18 protein-coding genes and 1 riboswitch are annotated in these 17,363 nt (G+C 64.0%); of the genes, 14 read left to right on the top strand and 4 right to left on the bottom strand.

Going from position 1 to position 17,363, the window contains the following annotated elements:
• The first annotated feature begins 72 nt into the window (after positions 1-72).
• The 3 genes from QOS90_RS15645 to QOS90_RS15655 all read left to right on the top strand — a co-directional run bounded on the left by QOS90_RS15645 (position 73) and on the right by QOS90_RS15655 (position 4,080).
• Positions 73-579: a sigma-70 family RNA polymerase sigma factor gene (locus QOS90_RS15645; protein ID WP_027593826.1), complete on the top strand. Its 507-nt coding sequence runs from the start codon at positions 73-75 to the stop codon at positions 577-579.
• Positions 576-1,550: a FecR domain-containing protein gene (locus QOS90_RS15650; protein WP_085273274.1), complete on the top strand. Its 975-nt coding sequence runs from the start codon at positions 576-578 to the stop codon at positions 1,548-1,550. Before QOS90_RS15645 ends, QOS90_RS15650 begins: the two co-directional genes overlap by 4 nt.
• Positions 1,551-1,644: 94 nt before the next feature.
• Complete coding sequence (locus tag QOS90_RS15655) at positions 1,645-4,080, top strand: TonB-dependent siderophore receptor (RefSeq protein ID WP_027593828.1); 2,436 nt, start codon at positions 1,645-1,647, stop codon at positions 4,078-4,080.
• 13 nt (positions 4,081-4,093) lie between these two features.
• Here QOS90_RS15655 and thpR read toward each other — a convergent pair whose 3' ends face one another.
• Entirely contained in the window at positions 4,094-4,639 is a 546-nt protein-coding gene (gene thpR, locus QOS90_RS15660; RefSeq protein ID WP_085273273.1) for an RNA 2',3'-cyclic phosphodiesterase, read from the bottom strand.
• 157 nt (positions 4,640-4,796) lie between these two features.
• Between thpR and lpxO the strand changes: the two genes are divergently transcribed.
• From lpxO to QOS90_RS15675, 3 genes are all read left to right on the top strand, one after another.
• Complete coding sequence (gene lpxO / locus QOS90_RS15665) at positions 4,797-5,696, top strand: lipid A hydroxylase LpxO (protein ID WP_085273272.1); 900 nt, start codon at positions 4,797-4,799, stop codon at positions 5,694-5,696.
• 97 nt (positions 5,697-5,793) lie between these two features.
• A complete protein-coding gene (locus QOS90_RS15670; protein ID WP_085273271.1) occupies positions 5,794-6,138 on the top strand; it encodes a carboxymuconolactone decarboxylase family protein in 345 nt (114 codons plus the stop codon).
• 78 nt (positions 6,139-6,216) lie between these two features.
• On the top strand, positions 6,217-6,786 hold the full coding sequence (locus QOS90_RS15675) for a GNAT family N-acetyltransferase (RefSeq protein ID WP_027593832.1): 570 nt from the start codon (positions 6,217-6,219) through the stop codon (positions 6,784-6,786).
• A 126-nt stretch (positions 6,787-6,912) separates the two neighbouring features.
• Here QOS90_RS15675 and QOS90_RS15680 read toward each other — a convergent pair whose 3' ends face one another.
• Positions 6,913-7,659, bottom strand: coding sequence for an outer membrane beta-barrel protein (locus QOS90_RS15680; protein ID WP_027593833.1), 747 nt, complete (start codon positions 7,657-7,659; stop codon positions 6,913-6,915).
• 202 nt (positions 7,660-7,861) lie between these two features.
• Here QOS90_RS15680 and QOS90_RS15685 point away from each other — a divergent pair, with 202 nt between their 5' ends.
• From QOS90_RS15685 to QOS90_RS15710, 6 genes are all read left to right on the top strand, one after another.
• A complete protein-coding gene (locus QOS90_RS15685) occupies positions 7,862-9,028 on the top strand; it encodes an acetyltransferase domain-containing protein (protein WP_085273270.1) in 1,167 nt (388 codons plus the stop codon).
• Between the two features lie 28 nt (positions 9,029-9,056).
• A riboswitch (cobalamin riboswitch) is annotated at positions 9,057-9,255 on the top strand.
• 127 nt (positions 9,256-9,382) lie between these two features.
• Complete coding sequence (locus QOS90_RS15690; protein WP_085273269.1) at positions 9,383-10,393, top strand: ABC transporter substrate-binding protein; 1,011 nt, start codon at positions 9,383-9,385, stop codon at positions 10,391-10,393.
• Positions 10,393-11,409: a FecCD family ABC transporter permease gene (locus QOS90_RS15695; RefSeq protein ID WP_085273268.1), complete on the top strand. Its 1,017-nt coding sequence runs from the start codon at positions 10,393-10,395 to the stop codon at positions 11,407-11,409. Before QOS90_RS15690 ends, QOS90_RS15695 begins: the two co-directional genes overlap by 1 nt.
• Positions 11,410-11,414: 5 nt before the next feature.
• Positions 11,415-12,194, top strand: coding sequence for an ABC transporter ATP-binding protein (locus QOS90_RS15700; RefSeq protein ID WP_371918141.1), 780 nt, complete (start codon positions 11,415-11,417; stop codon positions 12,192-12,194).
• Positions 12,195-12,211: 17 nt separating this feature from the next.
• The gene (locus QOS90_RS15705; protein ID WP_085273266.1) at positions 12,212-12,646 is read left to right on the top strand and encodes a pseudoazurin; all 435 of its coding nucleotides are present in this window, start codon (positions 12,212-12,214) and stop codon (positions 12,644-12,646) included.
• Entirely contained in the window at positions 12,643-13,980 is a 1,338-nt protein-coding gene (locus QOS90_RS15710) for an OprD family porin (protein ID WP_085273265.1), read from the top strand. The genes QOS90_RS15705 and QOS90_RS15710 overlap by 4 nt, the downstream gene beginning before the upstream one ends.
• 66 nt (positions 13,981-14,046) lie before the next feature.
• Here the strand turns inward: QOS90_RS15710 and QOS90_RS15715 are convergent, their stop codons facing one another.
• Together QOS90_RS15715 and QOS90_RS15720 are read right to left on the bottom strand one after the other, a co-directional pair.
• The gene (locus tag QOS90_RS15715) at positions 14,047-14,370 is read right to left on the bottom strand and encodes a hypothetical protein (protein ID WP_027593840.1); all 324 of its coding nucleotides are present in this window, start codon (positions 14,368-14,370) and stop codon (positions 14,047-14,049) included.
• A 132-nt stretch (positions 14,371-14,502) separates the two neighbouring features.
• Complete coding sequence (locus QOS90_RS15720) at positions 14,503-15,000, bottom strand: GNAT family N-acetyltransferase (RefSeq protein ID WP_085273264.1); 498 nt, start codon at positions 14,998-15,000, stop codon at positions 14,503-14,505.
• Positions 15,001-15,128: 128 nt separating this feature from the next.
• Between QOS90_RS15720 and QOS90_RS15725 the strand changes: the two genes are divergently transcribed.
• Both QOS90_RS15725 and QOS90_RS15730 read left to right on the top strand, forming a co-directional pair.
• Positions 15,129-15,608 (top strand): hypothetical protein, encoded by a 480-nt coding sequence (locus tag QOS90_RS15725; protein ID WP_085273263.1) that lies wholly within the window; start codon positions 15,129-15,131, stop codon positions 15,606-15,608.
• Positions 15,609-15,695: 87 nt separating this feature from the next.
• Complete coding sequence (locus tag QOS90_RS15730; RefSeq protein ID WP_085273262.1) at positions 15,696-17,279, top strand: sensor domain-containing diguanylate cyclase; 1,584 nt, start codon at positions 15,696-15,698, stop codon at positions 17,277-17,279.
• The last annotated feature ends 84 nt before the right edge of the window (positions 17,280-17,363 follow it).

The following is a 17,363-nucleotide window of genomic DNA, read 5'->3' on the forward strand; positions in this document are numbered from 1 at the left end:
CCCCCATTGCTACCCACCAACCGACCCAGCTAATATTGAGAACGATTCACACTCACAACTGGATACCAGGCGTTGGACAGCACATCGACCCGCAAGCTGGGCTTCTTCTTCAGCGACCATCACCGCTGGCTGCTCCAACATGTCTTCAAACGCCTGCGTAATCGCGCCGATGCCGAGGACACGGCAGCCGAGGCGTTCTGCCAGATGCTGGGCGCACGCGTCGATCCGGACAGCATCGAGCAACCACGTGCCTACCTCTCGACCATCGCCCGTCGGCTGATCTTCGATCGGTACCGCCGTCGCCAACTCGAGCAGGCGTACCTCGAGCGCTTGGCGCTGCTGCCCGAACCCATCGCCCCTTCTGCCGAAGAGCAACTGCTGCTGATCGAGGCACTGGTGACCATCGACAAGGTGCTGGACGGCTTGCCCGCCATGGTCAAGGCCGCCTTCCTGTACAGCCAGCTCGACGGCATGAGCTACGTCGACATCGCCGCCCGTTTGCAGATCAGCGAACGCACCGTCAGCCGCCACATGAAGCAGGCCCTGCGCCAGTGCTACCTGTGCGAGGTGCACGCATGAGCGCAACACGCCTGGACCCGATCAGCGAGCAGGCCATCGACTGGATGGTCGCACTCAAGGCCGGCACGCCTGACCAGGCGCTGCTGCAACGCCTGGCGCACTGGCTGCGCCAGGACCCCGCACACCAACGCGCCTGGGACCGCTTGCAACAACGCCTGGGCAGCCCGTTTGCGGCGCTGCACGCGCTGGACCAACGTGCCCCAGGGCAAGCCGCCGAAGCCCGCCAACTGCTGCTCACGCCCACCCACTCTCGCCGCGAAGTGCTGGGCGCGCTGGCAGGCATGGGTGTCGTCGCAGGCGCCTTGTGGAGCGGTTGGCGCAGCGACAGCGCGCAAAACTGGCTGGCCGACCTGCACACCGCCAGCGGCGAGCGGCGCAGCTTTACCCTGGCAGATGGCAGCCGCCTGAGCCTCAACAGCGCCAGTGCCGTCGACCTACAGTTCGATGCCAGCCAACGCCTGCTGATACTGCGCCGTGGCGAAATGGTGATTCAGGTTGCGGCCGACCCTCAGCGGCCCCTGCGCGTGCGCACGCCCCAAGGACAAGTGCAGGCGCTGGGCACCCGCTTTCTGGTAAGCCAAGAGCAAGCCGCTACCCGCGTCGTGGTGCTGGAGCACAGCGTGCGCGCCAGCCTGCGCGATGGCCGCTGGCAAGACGTGCAACAGGGGCAGGCAGCCCTGCTGCGCAGCGATGGCATCCAGCAACTGGGCGGCGAGCAGCAGCAACGCAGCGCCTGGCTGCATGGGCGCCTGGAAGTGCTCGACGAACCCCTGCACGCGGTCATCGATGCCCTGCGCCCCTACCAGCGCGGCTACATACGGCTGGCCCCGACGGTGCGCGGGATGCGCGTGCAAGGCGTGTTCCCGCTGGACCAACCGCAGGAGGCGCTGGCTGCCCTGGCGGAAGCCCTGCCGATCAAGGTCGAACCGTTCGGCCCCTGGGTGACGTTGATCGGCCCCAGCCAAGGCTAATGAAAATATTTGTGAAAATCATTCGCGGGCGTGTCCGGTTTTCGTTTCTCGTCCCACCTATCTCCTGACAAGTCACTTCATTCGGGAGAATTCTGTGCTCAACCTCTGGCCCCGCGCCTTGCCCCTCGTCGTTGCCCTGAGCAGCCTCAATGCCCATGCCCAGGTGCAGACCCTGGCGTTCGACCTGCCGCCTGCCAGCCTGGCCACCACCCTTAACCGGATTGCCAGCCAGAGCGGCTACATCATCGCGCTCGAACCCCAGCTGGTACGCGGCAAGCAGGCGCCGGCAATCGTCGGCCAGATGAGTGCCGAGCAAGCCATGCAAACCGCGCTGGTCGGCAGCGGCCTGCAATTGCGGCTGACCAGCAGCGGCCATTTCAGCATCGCCCCGGCAACCCCAGAGAGCGACGTGCTGGAGCTTGGCAGTACCAGCATCACCGACAATTACCTGGATGCCACCAGCGAAGGCAGCGGCTCGTACGCCGCCCGCGCGGTAACCCTTGGCAAAGGCACGCACACCCTCAAGGAAATCCCTCAATCGGTGACGGTGATTACCCGTAAACAGCTGGATGACCAAGGCATCACCGACCTGCAGGAGGCGCTCAACCACACCACCGGGATCGTCGGCGCGCAAGGCATCGGCCCAGGCGTGGTGGTGACATCGCGCGGGTTCCAGATCGACGACTGGCAGTACGACGGCGTGCCTATCCCGCGTAACAACTATTCGCTGGGCAACTGGGCGACCCAGGACCTGGTGTTCTTCGACCGCATCGAGGTCCTGCGCGGCGCCTCGGGCTTGTTGCAAGGCACCGGCAGCCCCGGCGGCGCGATCAACCTGGTGCGCAAACGCGGTCAGGCCACACCGACCGTCACCGTCACCGGCAAGGCCGGCTCCTGGGACCACTACGGCCTGCAACTGGACGCTGGCGGCCCGCTGACCACCGACGGCCGCGTGCGCGGCCGGATGGTGGCCGACGAGGACCAGAGCGACAGCTTCATCGACTACCAATGGAGCAAGTCCCACTCCCTGTATGGTGCGCTGGACATTGACCTGAACGACGCCACCACCGTAGGTGCCGGCATCAGCTACAACCGCCAGCAGTCGCGGCCAATGCTGCGTGGCATCCCGCGCTATACCGACGGCAAGCCGGTCGACCTGCCCCGCTCGACCTTCACCGGCGCCCGTTGGAACCGTGCCGAAACCGACGTGACCACCTACTACGCGGACCTCGAACACCGCTTCAACGACGACTGGGCGTTCAAGGCCGCCGCCGTGCGCATGGACGAAGTCAACACTTCCACGCACCAGCGCGTGCAGTCCACCGGCCAGGGCGTGGCGCCGGACGGCAGCGGCATCACCTATGCCGACTGGCTCACCGACTTCCACAACACCAAGCTGGGCCTGGACATGAATGTGGTGGGCCACTTCAACACCGGGCCGCTGGCCCATGAAATCACCGTCGGCGGCAACTACTCCAAGCTGACGTCGGACGACGCCTATTGGCGCAACTTCGCCGCGTCTGGCGACACCCTCTTCGACATCGACCACAACCGCCCCGAGCCTAGCCGTGACAGTGTGTTCGACGGCAAGCTCGCGCGCTCCAACAAGGCCAGTTATGACATCCGCCAAAAAGGCCTTTACGGCGTGTGGCGAGTCAAGCCGACCGATGACCTGACCCTGATCCTCGGCTCGCGGGTCAGCTGGTTCGACTACAGCTGGGACTCGATCGACTTCAACAGCCGCACCGACCCCGGCAGCCGCACCCCCACCAGCCGCATGACCGAGTCGGGCGAAGTCACCCCGTATGCCGGCTTCGTCTACGACCTGACCCGCGAGTGGGCCTGGTACGCCAGCTACACCGACGTGTTCGTGCCGCAGACCGAGCGGGCCGTCAACAACGTGCCACTCAAGCCTGTGATCGGCAGCAACTACGAAACCGGCCTTAAGGGCGAATTGCTGGACGGCCGGGTCAATGCCTCGCTGGCGGTGTTCCGCTACGACCAGGAAAACCGTGCGGTGACCGACGTGGCTTCGGGCTTTGCCTGTGATGACTGGTACTGTTCCACTGCGGCGGGCAAGGTGCGTAGCCAGGGCATCGAGGCCGAGATCAGCGGCGAAGTGCTCAGCGGCCTGCAGCTGTTTGCCGGCTACACCTACAACACCACCAAGTTCCTCGACGACCCGGACGAAGAAGGCCGCGTGTTCAGCCAGTGGACGCCCAAGCACATGTTGCGCGCTTGGGCCGACTACACCCTGCCACTGGACGGCCAACGCTGGAGCACCGGCCTGGGCTTCACCAGCCAAAGCCACACCCTGGGCTACGAACGCACCTACACCGTGCCTGGCTACACCGTGTGGAGCGGGCGCCTGGCCTATCAGCTGACGCCGGAAGTGAACCTTGCAGTCAACGCCAACAACCTGTTCGACAAGAAGTACTGGGTTGCCGGCTTCAACCAGCTCAATGGCAGCAACAACTACGGCGAGCCCCGCAACTTCATGTTGACGGTCAAGTACACGCCTGAGTTTTAAAACGCAGCACGCATCACTCGGTCAACGGCCATTGCGCAAGCGGCCAGTACACACCCTTGCGCGATTCATACAGGGCGAAGTGCCGCGCGGCCAGGAAGAACTCCGGCGCCGTGGCGGCCTCCGGCGGCTGGCCGCGGTAGTCCCTGGACAAGGTCAGGTGCGGGCGGTATTCACGGCTCGCCGCCTCCACCCCCAATGGCAGCAACGCCTGCTGCAGGCCATACACCAGTTGCAGCAAGGCCGGCGGCGTTTGCTGCGGCTCAAGCACCAGTGCACTGGCGCGCGGCCACACCTGCAAACGGTCGAGCAACAGGCGCGGCGCCGCAGCCGGGCGCTTGAGCGCATCGACCGCAGCGCAGATCGAGGGCAGCAAGGCGGTGTCTACATCACCGAGAAACAGCAGCGTCACATGGAAGTTGTCGGCAGGTACCGGCTTGCCAGTGCGCAGGTTCAAACCGCGCCGCCACTGGGCCAGGGCACGGCGCTGGGCATCGCTGACCGGCAAGGCGAAAAACAGCCGTTTGAAGGGGGCGCCACTGGGGCGAACGTCCTGAACCATGTGATCTCCTTGACATGAAACGTTTGCGCAAGTGCTAGGCCATTACACCTAAGTCGCGCGGTAGTCACGTAACAATAAGTACAAACTGCTCCCATGATTGTTTATGCTGGCCAGCTTATGCCATGGCGCATGGCCATTTTTCGACAAGTAAACGTCCATGAAAATTGCACTCGTACTCCTCTTTGTTCTGTCGATCGCCTATGTTCACCTACGCGGTCGCGTTCGCCACAAGCTGACTCGCCAGCTGGGCGACCACTCCAGCTTCCTGGCCCCGGTCAACAGTTTCCTCTACCTGTTTTCCAAGCACCCGGCCAAGCCCTACTTGCCGGTCGAGGCCTTCCCCGAACTGCAACCGCTGCAGGACCACTGGCAGGAAATCCGTGCCGAGGCCCAGCAGTTGCTCCACGTCGGTGAAATCAAGAAATCCGAGAATTACGATGACGTCGGTTTTAACTCATTCTTCAAGACCGGTTGGAAGCGCTTCTACCTGAAGTGGTACGGCGAAAGCCACCCTTCGGCCATGACCCTGTGCCCACGCACCACCGAACTGCTGCAAGGCATCGGCACGGTCAAGGCTGCGATGTTCGCCACCCTGCCACCGGGCGCCAAGCTGGTGCGCCACCGCGACCCGTATGCCGGCTCCTACCGCTACCACCTGGGCCTGGACACGCCGAACGATGACGATTGCTATATCGACGTGGATGGCGAGAAGTACTCGTGGCGCGACGGTGAGGGCGTGATCTTCGACGAAACCTACATCCATTACGCGGCCAACACCACCGACCACAACCGCATCATCCTGTTCTGCGATGTCGAGCGCCCGCTCAAGTACCGCTGGGCAACGGCGTTCAACCGCTGGTTCAGCCGCAATGTGATGGCGGCCGCCGCCGCGCCCAACGATGCCAACGACAAGACCGGTGGCATCAACCGGCTGTTCACCCGCATCTACAAGATCCGCGAACGCGGCAAGGCGCTGAAAAAGCGCAATCGCATGCGCTACTACTTGGAAAAATGGGCGGTGGTGGCTGCACTGGTGCTGGTGTTCATCTACATCTGATTCAGCGCTGCCTGTGCCGTCGGTACAGGCAGCAGATGCCCTCGCCTTTTTCGACTAGCCTGAAAGCTCCACTCGCAACCACCCCAAGGTGAAGACGATGAGCATGATGGACTGGGACGCCTACCGTAAGCAGTTGATGGCCGGCATCGGCGATCTCAAGCAGTTGTCTCCCGACACCGTGGCCGGCTACATGACCGCCAGCGGTGCGGGCGCCAAGACCAACCACCTGGACGCCAAGACCCGCGAACTGATCTCCCTCGCGGTGGCCGTGACCACCCGGTGTGACGGCTGCATCGCCGTGCATTCGCAGCAGGCAGTGAAACACGGCGCCAGCCGCGAAGAGATTGCCGAAGCCCTTGGCGTGGCGGTGGCGATGAACGCTGGCGCCGCATTGGTGTACTCGGCACGCGCCATGGACGCAGTGGGCAAGGCCAACGACTGACCCCGCGTGGCGTCGCCGCCCTTGCGCGACGGCGCCGCGCCACCCAGACTTGGCGGTCCAGCCATTGCAGGAACCACCATGATCCACATCCGCCCCATGACGCCCGAGGACTTCGAGCGTTTCTGGCCCACCTTCCAGGCCATTGTCCAGGCCCGTGAAACCTACGCCTTCGACCCTGCCCTGAACTTCGACCAGGCCCGCCAGTTGTGGCTGGAGATGCCCCTTCGCACCTGGGTAGCAGAGGACGACGGTGAGCTGCTGGGTTCCTACTACCTCAAAGCCAATGCTGCCGGCCCCGGGGCCCACGTAGGCAACTGCGGTTACATGGTCTGCGAGGCCGCGCGTGGCCGTGGCGTGGCCCGGATGATGTGCGAGCATTCGCAGAAGCTGGCGCGCCAGGAGGGGTTTCTGGCGCTGCAGTTCAATTCGGTCGTGGCCAGCAACGAAGTGGCCGTGGCGCTGTGGCACAAACTCGGTTTCGAAACGGTCGGCCGCCTGCCCAAGGCTTTCCGGCATGCCCGGCTGGGCTTGGTGGATTGCCTAGTGATGTACAAGTGGCTGGCGGATGAGCCAGTGGTGGAAAAACCGCCACTGTTGATCGGGCGCAAGAACATCGAGGCCCGCGTGTCGCGCCGCCGGGGGCGTTAACCGACGGTAGGAGCAGCCTTGCGCTGCGAAGAGGCAGCGCATGCACCATGCCGGTCATCGCCTGCACTGGCCCCTTCGCAGCGCAAGGCTGCTCCTACACAAACCGCGGTGTTGGCAAATCGCTGTTTAGAACGCCAAGCCGACTTTGAAGCCAAACTCATCACGCTTGAGTTTGGTGTTGTCCGCCACGGGCGAGTCGCCATCCAGCTTGTACTCGGTGCGGGTGTAGTAGACCCCCGCCTGTACCGGCATGCCGCCCTGCTGGTTCATCAGCAGGCTGACCTCGGCATAGGGGTTGGTGCGGTCCTTCAGGTCCACGGTGTCACTGCCGAAATCATCCACCTTCAGGCGCGCACGGCCATCGAGGGTGTGGCGCGCGCCCACCTCCACGCGCAGGGTCGACGCATCGAACTGATGGTTGTAACCCAAGGCCGCCTTGGCGAAGGGCGACTTGACCGTGAGTTTGGTGTCCAGGTCGTTGATTTCGGGCTCGAAGCGCGACCAGCTGTAGCCGCCGCCCACGGTCACATCGACAAAGTTGCGCGCATCCAGTGCAGCACGCCAACCGAGGTCGAGATCGGCCTGGGCTTCCTTGAGTTTGTTGTCATTCTTCTTGCCGTACTTGGCCTCGGCACCGATCTGGTAGATGAAGCCGGACTCGGCGGTCATCTTGTTGCCGAAGGTGGCGAATACACCGCCCTGCCCCAAGTGTTCCTTGTCGGTTTCGCTGCCGCCTTCGAATTTGAAGTCGTTATAGGCACCCAGCAGGCCGAGGGTGAACAGCGGGTCGGTACTGGGCGCGGCGGTGGCGGCTAAAGGCGAAGCGATCAAGGCGAGCAGGCAAGTGTGACGCAACAGGTGACGAGCGGACATGCGTGAAGTCTCCATGACGTGAAAACAGTGATAACGAGCGGTTCGAGAGACACGCTTTGGAGAAAGTTCGAAAAAATTCATTGAGAGCGAATGCCTTGGGCTATGCAGCGCCATACACCCGTCCAAATCCCCATTGCTGGCCACCCAATTTAAGTTATAAGATAACGTTTCATTTGACACCCATTCCTACCAGCGACCTTCCATGACTAGCGCCAGCGCCACCCCCACCCTGCTTACCCAGCGCCTGCAGAGCATCGATGCCCTGCGCGGCCTGGTCATCCTGTTCATGCTCCTGGACCACGTCCGCGAGACCTTCTTTCTGCACCGCCAGGTCAGCGACCCGATGGCCATCGACGTCACCGACCCGTCGTTGTTCTTCAGCCGTACCCTGGCCCACCTGTGCGCGCCGGTGTTCGTCCTGTTGACGGGCCTTTCGGCCTGGCTGTATGGCGAAAAGTACCAGGGCCGTAGCGATGTCTCGGCCTTTCTGTTCAAACGCGGGCTGTTCCTCGTGGCACTGGAGTTCACCCTCGTCAACTTCGCCTGGACCTTCCAACTGCCCCCCAGCGTGATCTACCTGCAAGTGATCTGGGCCATTGGCGTGAGCATGATCGCCCTGTCGCTGCTGGTGTGGTTGCCACGGGCGGTACTGATCGCCCTGGGTGCAATCATCGTCGCCGGGCACAACCTGCTCGACAGCCTGCACTTCGGCGCTGAGTCAGCCCTGCACGTGCCGTGGGCGATCCTGCACGACCGTGGCTGGCTGGCATTCTCCGACAACCTGCGCCTGCGCACGTCGTACCCCGTGCTGCCCTGGATCGGCGTCATCGCCTTGGGCTACGGCCTTGGCCCCTGGTTCGCCCGTGGCAGCGACGCAGGCCAACGCCAGCACCGCCTGCTGCTGGCCGGGGTGATCGCACTGCTTGGTTTTGTCGTGCTGCGCATGCTCAACGGCTACGGCGAGGCACCCTGGAGCGGGTACCCGACGTTGACGCAAACGCTGATGAGCTTCTTCAACATCACCAAGTATCCGCCGTCCTTGCTGTTCCTGGCTCTCACCCTGGGCTGTGGCCTGCTGCTGTTGCGCGCCTTCGAGCGTGCCGGCCAGGCCCGCTGGATCAACGCCCTGGCGGTTTACGGCGCAGCACCGATGTTTTTCTACCTGCTGCACCTGTATGTGCTGAAGCTGCTTTACCTGGCCTGCGTCGCGCTGTTCGGCCACAACCAGGGGGATTACTTTGGCTTCGACGGCATCGGCGCCGTGTGGCTGGGCGCCGCCTTGCTCGCCGTGTCGCTGTACCTGCCGGTACGTAGCTTCGCCCGGCTGAAGGCGCGTCGGCGTGACATCACCTGGCTCAAGTACTTCTGAAAAGCGTTTTCACCCGGCTGCCTGATGGTCTACCATGCCGGCCGCCGGTTTCCACCACGGAATTAATAGGGAATCCCAAGCCCGCTAACGCGGGCCAAACGGAACTGCCCCCGCAACTGTAGGTGCCGAGCCTGCTCCATCGATGCCACTGGATAACCTTGTCCGGGAAGGCTGGAGCTGGGCCATGACGCACCAGTCAGGAGACCTGCCGGCGCAAAAACACCAACCGGCGGGGTGTCCGGGATGGCCATCTCCACCCTTTTCTGGGTGCTGCCCCCTGCCGCGTGCACGGGGCTCGGCGATGCCTGTCCGTGCGTTCATTCCGTGAACCCTTCGATAGGAGATCGTCCCCTCATGCTGCCTCGTCTTGTCGCTTTGATCGCCGGCCTCGGCCTCACCAGCCTGGCCCAGGCTGCCGCCACCCACTACCCGCTCACGGTCGACAACTGCGGCATGCCGCAGACCTTCGCCCACGCGCCCGAGCGTGCAGTGACCATTGGCCAGGCCGGCACCGAGATGCTCTACGCACTGGGGCTGGGCGACAAACTGGCCGGCACCTCGCTGTGGTTCAACAACGTGCTGCCCGAGTACAAGGCGCTGAACGACAAGGTCGAGCGCCTGGCCGACAACGACCCCAGTTTCGAGGCAGTGGTCGGCAAGCGTCCGCAACTGGTGGCCGTTCAGTTTGAATGGATGGTCGGCGCACAAGGCGTGGTCGGCACCCGCGAGCAGTTCGACGAGCTGAAGATCCCGACCTACCTGCTGCCGTCGGACTGCGAAGGCAAAGACAACCTGGTGGGCGCCGACGGCACCCGCCTGCAGGCGTTCCAGGTCGAGAGCATCTACAAGAGCGTCAACCAGCTGGCCGAAATCTTCGACGTGCAAGACCGCGGCGCCGCGTTGAACGCCGACCTCAAGGGCCGCCTGGACAGCGCCAAGGCGCACTTGGCTGGCAAGGATTTGTCGAACACCTCGGCGCTGTTCTGGTTCTCTAGCGCCGACTTGGATATCGACCCCTACGTCGCCGGCCGCCAAGGGGTGGCTGACTTCATGCTGCGTACCCTGGGGGTGCGCAATGTGGTCGAGTCCACCGAAGAATGGCCGACCGTGGGTTGGGAAACCCTGGCCAAGGCCAACCCGACCTGGTTGATCATCGCCCGCATGGACCGTCGCCGCTTCCCGGCAGACGACTACCAGAAAAAACTCGAATTCCTGCGCAACGACCCGGTTACCCGCAACATGGACGCGGTGAAGAACGACCGCATCATCGTCCTCGACGCCGACGCCATGCAGGCCGGCATCCGGCTGTTCCGTGGCCTGCAGACGCTGTCGACGGCGTTCGCCAGCGGTAAAGCAGCCCAGTGATGAGCCGCCTGTTGCCCTACAGCGCCCTGGCCCTGGCAGCCCTGTGTGTCGCGCTGGTGGCCGGCACGGCGATCGGCGAGAGCAACCTGGCGCCGAACGTGGTCTACCAAGTGCTGGCCAATCACCTGTGGCAGTCCGGTTACCCGGTCGACCCCATCGATGCCGGTATCGTCTGGAACTACCGCCTGACCCGCACCCTGGTCGCCGCCGCCTGTGGCGCCGGGCTGGCCACGTGTGGCGTGATCCTGCAGGCGCTGCTGCGCAACCCGCTGGCCGAGCCCTATCTGTTGGGGTTGTCGGCCGGTGCCTCGACCGGCGCGGTGATGGTGGGGCTGCTGGGGCTGGGCAGCGTCGCCCTGAGCATGTCCGGGGGCGCCTTCATCGGCGCGCTGGCGGCATTTGCGCTGGTGCTGGTGCTGGCACGCGCCGCCGGGCCGAGCAGCAACAACGCCCAGGTGATACTCGCCGGCATCGCTGGCTCGCAACTGTTCACTGCGCTGACCGCGTTCCTCATCACCAAGTCGGCCACCGCAGAGCAGGCGCGCGGCATTCTGTTCTGGCTGCTGGGCAACCTCAGTGGCGTGCGCTGGCCGTCCGTGTGGCTGGCCCTGCCCGTGGCACTGTTCGGGCTGGTGGTGTGCCTGTGGCATCGCCGCGCGCTGGATGCCTTTACCTTCGGCGCCGACTCGGCCGCGTCGCTGGGGATCCCGGTGCGGCGCACCCAGTTGTTGCTGATCAGTTGTGCCGCGCTGGTGACGGCGGTGATGGTGTCCATCGTCGGCGCCATCGGTTTTGTCGGGCTGGTCATTCCCCACGCCCTGCGCCTGCTGCTGGGGCCCGGGCATAGCCGCCTGCTGCCGGCCAGTGCGCTGGGCGGCGCACTGTTCCTGATCAGCGCCGATATCTTGTCGCGCACGCTGATCCCAGGCCAGGTGATCCCGGTGGGCGTGGTGACCGCGCTGATCGGCGCGCCAGTGTTCGCGCTGATTCTGGTCAGCAGAAGGGGGCGCCCATGACCGTCATGGCCAACGTGAAGATTGCCCCCCTGGCCTGCCAGGGCTTAAGGCTGCAGCTGGGCGGTAATCCTGTACTGCGCGACATCGAGCTAACCGTTATCCCCGGCGAAACGCTGGGCATCGTCGGCCCTAACGGCTCGGGCAAGTCGTCTTTGCTCAAACTGCTGGCGGGCCTGCGCAAGCCTGACAGTGGCCGTGTCGAGCTGCTGGGCGAGCCGCTCACGCAGTTGCCACGCCGGCGCATTGCCCAGGCCCTGGCGCTGGTCGAGCAGCAGGCGGATACCGCTGACGCCATCAGCGTGTACGACGCCGTTGCCCTGGGCCGCACGCCCTGGCTGTCGGCCCTGGCGCCGTTCAGCAAAGCAGACCGCGCCATCGTCGAGCAGGCCTTGGCCGACCTGGATGCCCTGCACCTGCGCACGCGGCTTTGGCATTCGCTTTCAGGTGGTGAACGCCAACGCGTGCACATTGCCCGCGCCCTGGCGCAACGCCCCCAGGTGCTGTTGCTCGACGAACCGACCAACCACCTGGACATCCAGCACCAGCTGAGCCTGCTGCAACAGGTGCAGGGGCTGCCGGTTACCACGCTGGTGGCCCTGCATGACCTCAACCAGGCGCTGACCTGCGACCGCCTCGCGGTGCTCGACAAAGGCTGCCTGGTCGCCCTCGGCAAGCCGCTCGACGTCCTCACCCCAGAGCGCCTGCTGAGCACCTTCGGCGTACACGCCCACTACCTTACCGACCCCTTCGACGGCGCACGCATTCTGCGTTTTCGCGCCCCCTGAACCAGGAAGTTCCCACCATGCTGTTGCGCCCTGTCGCCCTGCTGCTCGCCAGCACCCTGTTTGCCCCTGCCGCGCTGGCAGACGTGCATGAAGTGAAGATGCTCAACCGCGGTACGCAGGGCGCGATGGTCTACGAGCCGGACCACTTGCGCATCGCACCCGGCGATACCGTGCGCTTTGTGCCGACCATGAGTGGGCACAACGCAGCCAGTGTGCCGGGGTTGCTGCCGCAGGGCGCTGAGGCGTTCAAGAGCAAGCTCAACCAGCCCTACGAGCACACCTTCAGCGTACCCGGCATGTACGGTATCCAGTGCATTCCGCACCTGGCGATGGGCATGGTGATGGTGATCCAGGTGGGTGACGCGGCGCCGACCACAGTGCCTGCCAGCCTGCCTGCACGGGCAAAAACCCGCTTCGAAGCGCAACTGCAGAAGCTGGGGGCCGGGCAATGAGCCGGCTGTTGCTGGCCCTGCCTCTGCTCGGGCTTACCCCGCTCGCATTGGCTGACTCCGCTCAGTCCCAGAGCAACGGTTTGGTAGAAGACGCCAGCTGGAGCATCCTCAACCGCAGCGTGTTCGACCAGCGCGACTACAAGCATGGCGGGCGCAACAGCAGTGCACGCAATGCCTACAAGCCACGCGACGAACGTAGCGGCAAAGCTGAGGAATGGGCCTACGGTTTGATGGGGACCTTGCAGTCTGGCTTTACCCAAGGCCTGATCGGCGTCGGTGTCGATGCCCACGCTTATCTGGGCGTACAGCTCGACAGCGGCGGTGGCCGTGCCGGCAAGGCGCGCTTGCTGGGCATCGACAACGACGGGCACCCGAAAAACGAATACAGCCGAGCAGGCGCAGCCTTGAAGATGCGGGTGTCGAACACGGTGCTGTCCTACGGCGAGCAGCGGGTGAAAACCCCGGTCTTCAGTTCGTCCGACAGCCGCTTGCTGCCCGAGACCGCGACGGGGTTTTTCCTCACCAGCAACGAGATCGACACGCTTCGGCTGGTGGCCGGCCACTTCAATGAAAACGCGGATCGCAACGCTTCAAGCCACGATCAAGGGTTCGTGGTGAACTATTCCAATGGCCGCCAGGGCAATGCCTTCGACCTGGCCGGCGTGGTCTGGAACCCCGGCGCGGCCTTCAGCGGCAGCCTGTATACCTCGCGCTACGAGGACAGCTGGAACCAGCACTACCTGGGCAGCACCCTGACCCACGCCCTGGATGACCGGCGCAGCTTGAGCCTGGACCTCAACCTGTACCGCACCACCGACACTGGCAAGGCGCTGTCCGGGCGCATCGACAACACCACCTGGAGCCTGGTGTCGCGTTACAACCAGGGGCCGCACGGGTTCAGCCTGGGCTGGCAGCAGGTAGACGGCAATACACCGTTCGACTATGTGACGCGGGGCGCGATCTATATCGCCAACGCCGTGCAGATGTCGGACTTCAATGCACCGAACGAGAAGTCATGGCAGGCGCGCTATGACCTGAACATGGGCGCCTACGGTGTGCCCGGGTTGAACCTGACGGCGCTGTACGTGCGCGGGTTTGATATCGATGGCACGCATGTCGACCCCACCGGCGGCTACGCGTACCTGGGTTATGGCAAGGGTGGCAAGCACTGGGAGCGCGACCTGGAAGCGCGCTATGTGGTGCAGAGTGGCAAGGCCAAGGGCACCACGTTCTCGGTACGGCATAACGCGCACCGGGGGAACACGGCGCAGGCGGAACTGGATGGTGACCAGATCCGCCTGGCGGTCGAATGGCCGCTGGGCGGCGGGTTCTGATCATCGTTCAGGGACCCAGGCTTCGCACCAACGTGCCGGTGACGGGCTGCGCAGCAGCCCCCCGGTTCAAGACGCTGCAGCGGATAGCGGCTGCAAGCCCCATTCGGCTTTTTCCTGCGAGGTCATCGCAGCAAGCACTTCCATAAACGTCTGCTCCAATTCTGCGCTGACATTGCCGAACGCCTTGTAGTTGGTCAGCAGGTAGCGCTTCACGGTATTGGGCCAACGCCCTTCCTTGTGCGCCGCATTGATGATGCCCTTGGCGTCGTGGCGCGTGGCACCCCGCCACAAATCCATCAGCCTGTTTTCGAAGTGGCCGAACGACCACGGGTCTCTGCAGTCTTCGAATTCGTCCAGCAGCTTGAGCTTGTACAGGGCCATGTGTGGCATCGGTGAGTCTCCCTTGGGGGCGTTGGGTAAGCCTTGAGGGAGACGGTAAGCAAGCAGATGCGTTATGGAAATGAACGCGTTGAACACGCCACAACAACAGCTGTAGGCGGTTTCTGACCGATTACGGCGACGTCATGCCAGCGTCAGCTGCATATGGGTGGTCTGCCAGACGGGGTCCTGCTCCACATCGATCACCGCGAACCCCTGGCGTTCCCAGAAGGCAATCGCGCCCGGGAGGAACGGGTGGGTGTGCAGGTACAGGCATTCGACACCCGCCTGTTCGGCCGCACCGCGCAAGGCGGCGAACAAGGCGGCGGCGAGGCCATGGCGTCGATAGGCCGGCAACACGAACAAGCGCACCACCTCGACCACGCGCACCCGCTGATAGTCGAGTTGTGCGAAGCGGTGGTCATAGGGCACATAACCGATCACGGCCACCAGTCGGCCCTGATCGCGGGCTTCGAGAAACACGCCTTCGCCGTCCAAGTAAGTCTCGGCGAAGCGAGCCAAGTCAGGGGGCAACGGTGCGTCGGCAAGCTGCGGGAAAAGTTCGCGGCGGGCGCTGTCGACAAAAACGACCACCTCGTCGATGGCGTCACGCGGGACGGGTTGGATGATCCAATTCGGCATGTGGGCTACAGGCAATGAGTCGAGGGCAAAGGTTCTACCCCAGCGCGTTGCCCATGGCAAATTCTGGGCTCATCGCAATCAAGACCCCGGTATAATCGCAGGCCTAGACCGCCCAACCAGGCCACCCCATGCCCCGCCTCCAGACGTTGCTACTGCCCCTGCTACTGATCACCGCCCTCGCCGCCTGCGACCAACAACCCTCCCGCGAAGCGCAGATTCTGGCCAAACTGCCGCTGCAGGACGCCTATGAGCACAACATCGACCGCATGGCGTCGTTGCTGGCCCCAGCCCACCCGCAGGTGCCCGAGGCGCGCATCCGTGAGGTGCTGCGCAAACACCTGACGGTCGAAGACCAGCGCCAGGACTTGTTCAAGCTCTACAGCGAAAAGAATTTCAGCGACGCTGAATTCGCCAGCATCGTCGAAGCCATGCAGGACCCGGCCAAGGCCCGCGCACTTGAAGAGACTGAGGCCGGCAAGCGCCTGAGCGAAAAACTGACCGCGCTGATGCGCGAAACCGCCCGCGACACCCAGGTGCAGGCATTGGCCGAGCAGCGCATGCAGCAGGTCGAAGATGAGCTGGCTGAACTGGAAAAAGCAGGTTCCTGATCGACGTAACACACCGCCGCGGCGACAATAACGCACTACACCTACAAGCAGCAGGGTTACTCCCTTTTCGTACCAGTGAGGTCAGGATTGCCACACCCCAAGCACGGATTGCGCCTGGATTTACGCTCGCTCATTCTGATTCTCTGTGCCCTCACCGCGCTGCTGATGCTGTGCGCCAGTTATTTCGCCAGCTACCGGGTTCAGCGTCAGTTGCTGATCGACCACGCCCTGGAGGCCAACCGGGTGTACGCGGCGAAGCTGGCGTCGATCACCGAGACCTTCATCGCCAGTGCCTTGCAGCAGTTGTCGTTCAGTGCCGGCGTACAAGCCCACCAGTTGGCTGATGCCGCCGCGCTGCAGGCGGAGACCGACCGCGTGCTGCACCAGGGCCTGGCCTTCAACTCGACGTTCGTAGTCGATGCCGACGGGATCCTGCGGGCGATCTCCCCTGCCTCATTGCGCCACTACCTCAATACCAAGGTGCAGTCGCCCGGGGTTCAGGAGGCCTTGCAAGGGCGCAAGGCGCTGGTGTCGACGCCCTACCTGTCCGCCGCCAACAACCTGGTGGTGGCACTGTCGCAGCCGATCTTCGATACCAATGGGCGTTACCTGGGCTACGTCGGTGGCAGCCTGTACCTGCGCGAGCGCAACATCCTCAACAGCCTGCTGGGCGAGCACTTCTACAAGGACGGCTCGTACCTCTATGTGGTCGACCGCAACCGCCGCCTGCTCTATCACCCGGACAACCAGCGAGTGGGCACGGTGGTGGAAGGCAACCCGCTGATCGATCAACTGGCGACCCTGGACAGCGGCACCCGCCAGCTGACCAACAGCCAGGGCGTGGAAATGCTGGCAGGGTTTGCCACGGTGCCGAGCGCTGGCTGGGGTGTAGTGGCGCAGCAACCGTTGGCGCAGACCGTGGCGCCCTTGAGCCACCTTGTGCTCAACGTTATCGGCACCTCGGCGCCGCTGGCGCTGGTGGGCAGCCTGGTGCTGTGGTGGCTGGCGATGACCATCGCTCGGCCACTCTGGCAATTGGCGGCCGGGGCCAGGTCGATGGACCGCTCAGGCACCGCCGAGCGCCTGCATCGGGTGCCGGCCTGGTACTTCGAGGCGGCTGAGCTCAAGCGTGCGCTGCTGTTCGGGCTCAACCTGCTGCAAGAGCGCATCGGCCGGCTTAACCGCGATGCCCAGACCGACCCACTGACCGGGCTGGGCAACCGCCGCAACCTGGAATTCAGCCTGTCGTTGTTGGAAGCCGAAGGGCGGGCTTTTTCGGCCATCGTGCTCGATATCGACCACTTCAAACGGGTAAACGACGGCCATGGGCATGAGGTGGGCGATCAGGTACTGCAGCGGCTGGCCGAGCTGATGCGCCGCTGTTGCCGAGAGGGCGACCTGCTTTGCCGCACCGGGGGCGAGGAGTTTCTCATGCTGCTGCCGGGGGCAAGCCTGGCGGTTGCTGCAGCAGTGGCAGAACGGCTACGGGTAACGGTGCAGGATACGCCGGTGGAACCCGTGGGCGCGGTGACGATTTCGCTGGGGGTTGCGCATTGGCCGGGCGGCGCAGGCAGCGAGCCTGGCGATGCATTGAGCGAGGCGGACCGGGCGCTGTACGCGGCCAAACAGAATGGGCGCAATCGTGTATGTGTCGCGCGGGTTCAGCCCTGAGACCCGCGCAAACCTTCACTGCCAGGCCATTCGCAAAAGTTGTTACAAGCCTTGTCATAAAACTGTCGTGTTTCAGTCATAGGA

The organism is Pseudomonas sp. LAIL14HWK12:I10 (assembly GCF_900184205.1).
Classification (GTDB): domain Bacteria; phylum Pseudomonadota; class Gammaproteobacteria; order Pseudomonadales; family Pseudomonadaceae; genus Aquipseudomonas; species Aquipseudomonas kermanshahensis.